The organism is uncultured Negativicoccus sp. (genome assembly GCF_902480485.1).
Lineage (GTDB): Bacteria > Bacillota > Negativicutes > Veillonellales > Negativicoccaceae > Negativicoccus > Negativicoccus succinicivorans.
The window spans coordinates 1-2,571 of record NZ_CABSTC010000088.1; the positions used below are offsets into that span (position 1 = coordinate 1).

The following is a 2,571-nucleotide window of genomic DNA, read 5'->3' on the forward strand; positions in this document are numbered from 1 at the left end:
TGACAGTGATTGCTGGCATTTTGGCTGACAAGGATTATCACACCATGGCCGATGCCGAAAATACCTTCGGTCGTAAAATACAAATGGCCGACGAGTTGGTCCCAGTTCACGCCGCGATGTCCTAAAATGCCGGGGATATACGGACCGGCAAAGGCGTAGGCGATGAAAAACAGCACCACCGACACCATCGGGATGCCGACCACGCGCCGCGCCGCTTCAATGACGAGCAGCACGCCGATTGAGCCGACCGCCATGTCCAGCGTATTGAAATTGCCCGCTCGCAATACTAAATCATGATACTGCGTGATGATGTACAAAGGACCGCTTGCCGCGAGCAGCGCTAAAAACGCGTCCAGCGGATGAATGCTCGCGCGATTCAGCCAGGTCTTGCGCGTCGGATATAAGAGAAACACCAGCACCAATCCGAAACCTAAATGCACCGCGCGTTGTAATTGCGCGTCAAGTACACCGAAAATACCTGTATATAATTGAAACAGAGAAAAACAGATCGCGATGAAAGAAATGAGTTTTGCGATGTGACCGCGATATTGCGCCACGCGATTTTCTTTTTCCAGCGCCATGACCGCCTCTTGCGACACGGCGTCATCTTGTTTTGAACGAACCTTACGTTCTTCTGCCATTTCTCTCACCTCCTAACCAATGGTTGAAATGCTCATAGTAGCTGCGCCAGCGCGGGGTGACGGACAATGTCACCAATGTGCCCGGCGCATGTCGTTGATACAGCGCGTACGTCGTTTGCAACGTAACGGTAAGTTCCGTCCCCAAACCCGTCCGTAACGTCAGCGGGCGGGGCAGAACCCGGTTAATATCATCCAAATAAAAATACTCGCCGTCGCTTCGAAAATTACCTTCACTCGGCAAAAAAGGCAAACCCACGTCGTAGGATTTGTACTTGGTTGCCCGCAAAATAAAACCGTCCGCGGTATCATTTACCGTCAAATATTCCCAGACGTGGGTCTGCTGGACCGAATGCCGATAATGAATAACGACGGAGCGTCCGCTGTACGCATGACCCAAGTCATGCCATTCGTCGCCCGCCGTCAGAAAAATCGCCGGCCGCATCGACCACCAAGCGATCGTCACCACCAAAGCAAAGCTCAACAATGCCAATAGGTAGAACGGTCGCTTGATGAGTAAGCGTTGCAATTATTTCTCCTTAAAGAATTTTTCCGCCCCGGCGTTCATCGGAATCGACATGCCGTCCTGCGCGGCGTCTTTGGTAATCATCTTGCCGACCGCGTGGGCCGCGGCCATCTTGTCGAGATTCGTGTAAATGGCTTTGGTAACGTTGTAGCCCATTTCATCGGAGAGTTTACTTGTTGTCGCGATCATCGCGCGTACCGAGACGGCCAGCGTATCGCCGGCTACGCCATTATACGTACCTGCCGGAATGGAAATCTTAGTATAGTACGGATATTTTTGCAAGAGCTGGTCGGCCACCGCCGCATCAAGTGAAATAAGGGAAATCTGATTCGATACCGCCAAATCCTGGATGGCGGCTGTCGGGAAACCGGCCGTGACGAATGCGACATCGACATTACCGTCTTTGAGCGCGCCGGCCGCTTCACCGAACGAGAGGTATTGCACTTGGATATCGCTGTATTCAATGCCCGCGGCGTTCAAAATTTGCCGCGCGTTCGCTTCCGTGCCGGAACCTGCCGCGCCGACCGCTACGCGTTTGCCGCGCAAATCATTGATCGATTTGATGCCGGATTTTTCCAACGCTACGATCTGTACCGTTTCCGGATACAGCGTCGCTATGCCGCGCAGGTTGTCAACTTTTTTGCCGTCAAACATTTCCAGGCCGTTCGCCGCATAGTAGGCGATATCGTTTTGGATCAGCGCCAAATCCAGCGAGCCGTCTTTGAGCATATTGACGTTGGCGACAGAGGCCCCGGTGCTTTGCGCGGACGCATTGACATTGGCGATATTTTTATTGAATAACTCCGCCATCGCACCGCCCAGCGGGTAGTAAGTACCTGCCGTGCCGCCCGTGCCGATATTCAAATATTGCTGTTTGGCACCGCCCGAACCGCCGCAACCGGCTAACGCGACTACCGCGGAAAGACCGGCGGCCATCATCAATGTCGTCATTTTGGAAAACTTCATTTTGATCATCCTCTCTTGGTTTGTGGGGTTTCGGCAATAAAAAAAGGAGCTTACGCTCCGAGCTGCGTTCAACGGCTCACTGAGCACGCCGACGCCATTGCCGACTCGATACCCCAAGGTACGAAATGTTAAGTTTTCGTTGCCAACTTTTTAATTGCCATCATTGTATCATTATCAAACGCAGGTTGCAACCGTAATGCGCATGAATTATGTATACAGTAAAATTTATCGTCGTAAAAGCGTGCAGGAACCATTATAACAATAAATAAAAATACCATTGACCAAATACTTGTCATCTATTGACAAAAGAAGCTGCTATCGTCTATACTAATCAAGTCGATGCCGGCATAGCTCAGTTGGTAGAGCGGCGCATTCGTAATGCGTAGGTCGTAGGTTCAAGTCCTATTTCCGCTACCATATACGCTGAAGTGGCGGAACAGG

General features: G+C 51.5%; 2 protein-coding genes and 1 pseudogene. All 3 read right to left on the reverse strand.

Features of this window, described 5'->3' with window-relative positions:
• Positions 1–641, reverse strand: a pseudogene (locus RDN69_RS06060) (TRAP transporter permease); the annotation flags it as partial.
• Entirely contained in the window at positions 625–1,167 is a 543-nt protein-coding gene (locus tag RDN69_RS06065) for a DUF1850 domain-containing protein (RefSeq protein WP_159823124.1), read from the reverse strand. The gene RDN69_RS06065 and the pseudogene RDN69_RS06060, both read right to left, overlap by 17 nt.
• On the reverse strand, positions 1,168–2,130 hold the full coding sequence (locus RDN69_RS06070) for a TAXI family TRAP transporter solute-binding subunit (RefSeq protein ID WP_159823123.1): 963 nt from the start codon (positions 2,128–2,130) through the stop codon (positions 1,168–1,170).
• Between the last annotated feature and the right edge of the window lie 441 nt (positions 2,131–2,571).

Excerpts from the sequence above, each read along its gene's own strand:
- RDN69_RS06070 (WP_159823123.1), bottom strand. The coding sequence starts at position 2,130 with ATGAAGTTTTCCAAAATGACGACATTGATGATGGCCGCCGGTCTTTCC.